Consider the following 5796-nt stretch of genomic DNA (forward strand, 5'->3'; position numbering starts at 1 on the left):
CAATGACCTGCTCAAACTCTATGTTGTTACTTGTCCTAGCCATGCCTTCTTTTATTCACTAAGTTCCGAATTCCCACCAATAATCATCCCCCTGTGTGTCAAATTTACTTGCCATGGATGTTTCATATGATTATAATTTATTTTCAAAGGCCATATGGAACTCCCAAATAAATTTTATCATCCTCCTGTGTGAAAATTTGGATGCTAAATCTACATGGTCGTTTCATGTGTTTAAATTTTGTTTTTATTGCCACTACTTGTCCCGATTTTTCGGGATGGAACTCGCCAAAATCAATCATACTCTTGTGCATGAGGTAATACTTATGGCTCGTTTCATAAAGTTAATCGTAATTAATGAGGCGCAAATTAGTTAATCTCTTTATTCGCACAAAATGTATTACCGTTTACTAATCAAAATGCGTCTTTAGTGCATTCCATTTCTAAAGCCACGTTGATTATGTTACGGTATTATACCTGCTCAATTTGAATTTTAAGTAGTATAATTGCATTAAGCCGATTTATCAGTTTTATAAAATCGCTTACCTCTTTTAAAAACCAATCGTTGCTCTAGTGACTCCTTTTCATCAGCAGGTGCTAAGACATAAGTTTGACAATCATCGCCACAGCAGGCGTTGTATTTAGCTCTACAGCTATCGCATTGGATAAATAGTACATTACAGCGTTTGTTGGCACAATTGGTATGTGTATCGCACGCCGATCCGCACTGGTGGCAATGACTGATAACATCGTCACTTATTCGTTCGCCCAAACGGTTATCAAAAACAAAATTTTTACCAATAAATTTATTCTCTAGTGCCTCCGTTTCTACTTGACGGTTATAGTCTATTATGCCACCAAGTAATTGGTTGACATCTGAAAAGCCATGATGTTTTAAGTAAGCACTGGTTTTTTCGCAGCGCACACCACCTGTGCAATAGAGCAATATTTTTTCATCCTCTTTGCCTTTCAGCTTTTCAACAACTTCAGGTAATTCCTCTTTAAAGGTTTCGGCATCGGGCAATAGGGCATTGGCAAAGCGACCAATTTCACTTTCATAGTGGTTACGCATATCTACCACTATGGCGCCATCGTCCATGGCGTTATTCCACTGTTGTGCGTTCAGGTGCTGACCAACATTGGTAACATCATATTCTTCCGGTTTTAAACCATCGGCTACAATTTGCTGGCGTACTTTTATTTGCAGTTTAAGGAACGATTGTCCATCATCTTCAACGGCAATTTTAAAGGGTACATTATTGAATTCAGGAATGGCATATAGCTGTTCTTTAAATTCATTCCAAAAATGATCGGGCACACTCATTTGTGCGTTAATGCCTTCTTTGGCAACGTATATGCGACCATAGCAATGTAGCTTATTCCAGATGAGAAATAATTGGTCACGCATCTCCTCAGGCTTATCCAGGATAACATATTTATAAAACGACACAGTGGTGCGTTTAAATGATTCGTTGGCTAAGCGCGCCTTTAAGTCCTCAGGGCTTAGTTGATTAATGAGGTGTCTTTTACTGCTATTGGGATCCATATTCTTAAATTAAAGCACAAAAATATAAAAATACCTTAAAGTCTGAAAATGGAGTTGAAACAAAAAAGATAGGCTGCCTTTGTATTGACAGCCTATCTTTATGTAAGATGTTTTTTAGAATGACTACAAGCCACTAAAGTCGATGTCTTTAAATACCAAAGTTGGACTTAATAAGCTAGAATATTGGTAAGGATCATTACCTAATTCACTCAGTTTATTCCAGAACTCCTTAGCGTTACCCGAGATGTTCATTTCGTTCACTGGTTTTACAATCTTACCTCCTTCAACCAGGAAGCCAGAAACGCCAAATGAAAAATCACCTGTGGTAGCATTAGAATTACCTCCATTAAATGAGGTTACAAAAATACCTTTATTCACATCTGAAACGATGGCATCAAAACCGCGTGTTCCCAGTTCAAAGCGGATGTTAGATGCGCTTCCTCCGTTGGGTGTCATGCCTAATTTCTTACCGTAGTAATTATCGATATAGTACTCCTTTAAAACGCCTTTTTCTATCATTGTGCGTTGCTTACAAGCAATGCCTTGTCCATCATATAAACGTGAACCGAAACCACCTTTTAACAGTGGGTCATCAATAAGCGTCAAAAGGGGAGAGGCTATTTGCTTGCCTAACATGCCATCGAGGTATGAGCTTTTTTGTTGTAAGGCCCGTGCCTGCATTGGCCTAAAAAACATGGATAGTAAGCGGCCGGCTGTTCTGTTTTCGATCAACATATCGTATTTGCCAGATGCAATTTTAGATTGGCCGATTTTTCTAGTGGCATCTTCTACTGCTTTACTGCCTATTAATTCACTTGATGGTATTTGAGAAAACTGGCGTCCGCCGCCCCAATTACTACCACTTGGTCGTGCTGTACCATCCATAACAGTTACAGAACCCGATGCTCCAAAAAATGTAGATGCTCGTTCGGCTACTAAACCATTACTATGCACTAACACACTTTCTGAGTAGCTATCCCAATAGCCGCCTGTGGCAGAAATTATTTTGTCATTTTTTGAAAGTGCTATTTTCTCGATTTCCATGGCAAACTTAAGACGTTGCTCAGGACTTACTTTGCTGTAATTTTCATCCTCCAACTGTAGGTCTAAGGATAAATCTTTTGGGTAAAGAGAAGCATCAGGCAAGCTTCGGAATTCATCAGCCGAAAGATATTTTGTGGCTTCAACGGCTTCAGCGATAAACTTTTCTAAGCCTTTTTTATCGAGGTTATTAGTTGAGTGGCTTGAGTATTTGTTGTCTCTGTAAATACTAAGTGATAAGCCATTTGTTGTTGATTCTTTTAGTACTTCTATCTTTTGTTCTCGTACCTCTACTTCTGAGGAGCGCGAGTTATCGATTGATGCAGCCACTTCGGATGCACCTTTCTTTTTGGCGAACTCAACGGCCCATAAGGCCAGTTCTTGACGTTCTTTATTGTTCATTTTTCTGTGTTTTTTCGGGTTTTGATTATGCATTTACACCACCTACAGTAATTTTTGCAACTTTTACTGTTGGTAATCCTTGTGAAACGGGAACTCCTTGTCCGTTCTTTCCACAAGTCCAGCCTCCTTCAGCCATTTTTAAATCATCAGCCACCATTTCAATATCGGCTAATACTTTAGGGCCGTTACCAATTATGTTGATGTCTTTAATAGGCTTTGTTAATTTACCATTTTCAATTAGGTAACCCGATTTAACGTAAAATGTGAAGTCTCCAGCGCCAATCATTACCTGACCATTGGAGAATGACTCGGCATACACACCATACTTCACGCTTTCAATAATTTCATCTTTCTTGTGAGGGCCATTTTCCATGTATGTATTACGCATTCGTGGCATTGGCATATGACGGAAAGACTCACGACGACCATTACCAGTTGGTTTAACACCATAATGTTTGGCACTAATGCGGTCGTGCAGATACGATTCCATGGTACCACCCGAAACCAGGTATGTTTTCTCTGAATTATTCCCTTCATCATCCACATTGATGGAGCCACGAATATTTTGATTGGTACCATCATCAATAATCGACACAAAGTCTTTGGCTACTTTCTTGCCAATTTTATCACTAAAAATGGATGTTTCTTTACGATTAAAATCTGCTTCCATGCCATGGCCGATAGCCTCGTGGAGCAAAATGCCCGAACTACCTGCTGCCAAAACAACAGGTAATTCCCCCGCTGTAGGTTTTACAGCATCAAACAACATAATGGTGCGGTTAACGGCTTCATTGGCTAATGTATTAATGGCCTCAGGCGTAAAAAATTCAATGCCGCGTCTGCCTGAATAGTCGAAATAGTTTTGCTCTTTTTGTCCGTTTTGCTCAGCTGTACAACTAACAGATAGTTGCGCCATCGGTTGATAATCGCAGGTCATACGGCCCTCGGAGTTAGCAAATAGAACGTATGATGTTTGATCGTTAAACCACACATTTGACTTGATGATGCGTTGGTCTAATGCAAATACTTTTTCGTTGACTTGTTGTAAGTAAGGAATTTTTTCGTTGATGGAAACTTCTTCCCAAGGTGTTTTAATCATGTAGTAGCTTGGTAGCTTTGGTGTTTCAAAGGCAATTGGCTCAACTGTAGCGCTGCTGTTGGCAATGTTAGCTGCCGTACGAGCTGCCGATTTCATGGCTTTTAAGCTCACTTCTTCACTGAAAGAATAGCCAGTTTGATCTCCTTTTAACACGCGGATGCCAACTCCAAAACTAATATCGGAGTAGGCTCTGTTTACCGAGTTGTCTTCCAATCCAATATAATTGGCAATGTTGTGTTGGAAAAACACATCACAATACTCGCCTCCTTTTGATAAACCTTCAGCTATAATTTGCTGAATCATTTGTTCAGTAACACCAAAGTGTTCTAAATAATCGTGAATTGTCATGTTACCTCCGATTTTTGCCGGACCAGTTGTGCAACTGGATAGAACGTGGGGAAGAACAGCAACTCCTGCCGCTGTTACCGCTCCGGCTTTTAAGAAATCTCTTCGATTAATAATTGCTTTCATTTTCACAGATTTAAAAGTAAAGCAACAGAAAAGCATCATTGCCTCACTCATGGGTTTGAGATAATAAGGGTTTCATCTGTACAACTGAATACGAGTAGTGTAGTTGACAGATGAATAAGCTAATAAAAGGGACTGTTTAGCTTTATGCGTTTTAAAGGTATTTGTTATCTAAATGAAAAACAAATGCATAGAGTGCTTTATTTTCGATGGAAAACATCGCCAATATAACTAAGACCATGAATAATATTGGTTCGCCAATAGGTCCAGTTGTGGGCTCCTTCGCGAATGCGAAACTCATGTTTGATGTTTTTATCGCGCATTAGAACATGCAATGCAGCGTTACCTTTATAAAGGAAATCATCATCGCCACAATCGATGTAAAAATTAATATTACGAAAGGTTTCAGGGGCTGTGTTTTTAAGGATGTTGAGAACATTGTTATCCATCCAATGTTGAGGTAAACTACCATCTTTATTTAACTTACCATAAATGGGTTCAAACCAACTTTTGTTTCCACTGATAAGGTGTTGTTTCATTTCCTCATTGGTATAAACGGCAGCGCTGAATGGTGCACAAGCACTAAACATTTCGGGATGTTTGATTGCCCAAACTAATGAGCCATGACCACCCATGGAAAGGCCGCTAACGGCGCGGAAAGCTCTTTCACTTCTAATTCTATATTGTTTTTCTACCTGGGGTATAAATTCTTCAAAAATCATGTCTTCATAGCAGTCAGAACCTTCCGCATTATTCACATACCATGTTACTTTGGCATTGGGCATAATAATTATCATGGGAGGAATAATTCCTTGCTCAATGGCCTGGTCAGCAGTTCTGTTAACTTCACCAAACTGTACCCAGGCCGTTTCGTCATCACTGTATCCATGTAAAAGATATACAACAGGATAGGCACGTTGCGATGTTTCGTAACAAGGTGGTAAATAAATCGAGTAATTGACATCGTAGCCTGTGATTTTACTGGTTAAAGTAAGGCCTTCGATGACTTTACCTTTTGGTGTTTGAGCATTAGCCGATAGAACTATTGATAGGATGGCCAGAGTAATAAGCTTTTTCATGTAATAGAGTTTTGAGATTCTAAAATACAAAAAGAGGGTGTCCAAAATTACGGCATCCTCTTTTTTTATGTTTTAAAATTGAATCGCGTTTGTTAATATGCTATACCGCTGAGAGGCTGTAGTTGAGCTGGTATTTTGTTTTAAAGCTAGATATGGAGGCTATT

Annotated in this window: 4 protein-coding genes; all 4 read right to left on the reverse strand. The window is 39.2% G+C overall.

Annotated elements, in window-relative coordinates; genetic code table 11:
- Nucleotides 1–508: 508 nt before the first annotated feature.
- Nucleotides 509–1543: a rhodanese-related sulfurtransferase gene (locus tag FNN09_RS20595; RefSeq protein WP_143304381.1), complete on the reverse strand. Its 1035-nt coding sequence runs from the start codon at nt 1541–1543 to the stop codon at nt 509–511.
- A gap of 123 nt (nt 1544–1666) precedes the next feature.
- Entirely contained in the window at nt 1667–2986 is a 1320-nt protein-coding gene (locus FNN09_RS20600) for a TldD/PmbA family protein (RefSeq protein WP_185969089.1), read from the reverse strand.
- 25 nt (nt 2987–3011) lie between these two features.
- Nucleotides 3012–4556 (reverse strand): TldD/PmbA family protein, encoded by a 1545-nt coding sequence (locus FNN09_RS20605; RefSeq protein ID WP_143304383.1) that lies wholly within the window; start codon nt 4554–4556, stop codon nt 3012–3014.
- 197 nt (nt 4557–4753) lie between these two features.
- Complete coding sequence (locus tag FNN09_RS20610; protein WP_143304384.1) at nt 4754–5632, reverse strand: esterase family protein; 879 nt, start codon at nt 5630–5632, stop codon at nt 4754–4756.
- Between the last annotated feature and the right edge of the window lie 164 nt (nt 5633–5796).

It is taken from the genome of Carboxylicivirga sp. M1479, from assembly GCF_007097485.1.
Classification (GTDB): Bacteria; Bacteroidota; Bacteroidia; order Bacteroidales; family Marinilabiliaceae; genus Carboxylicivirga.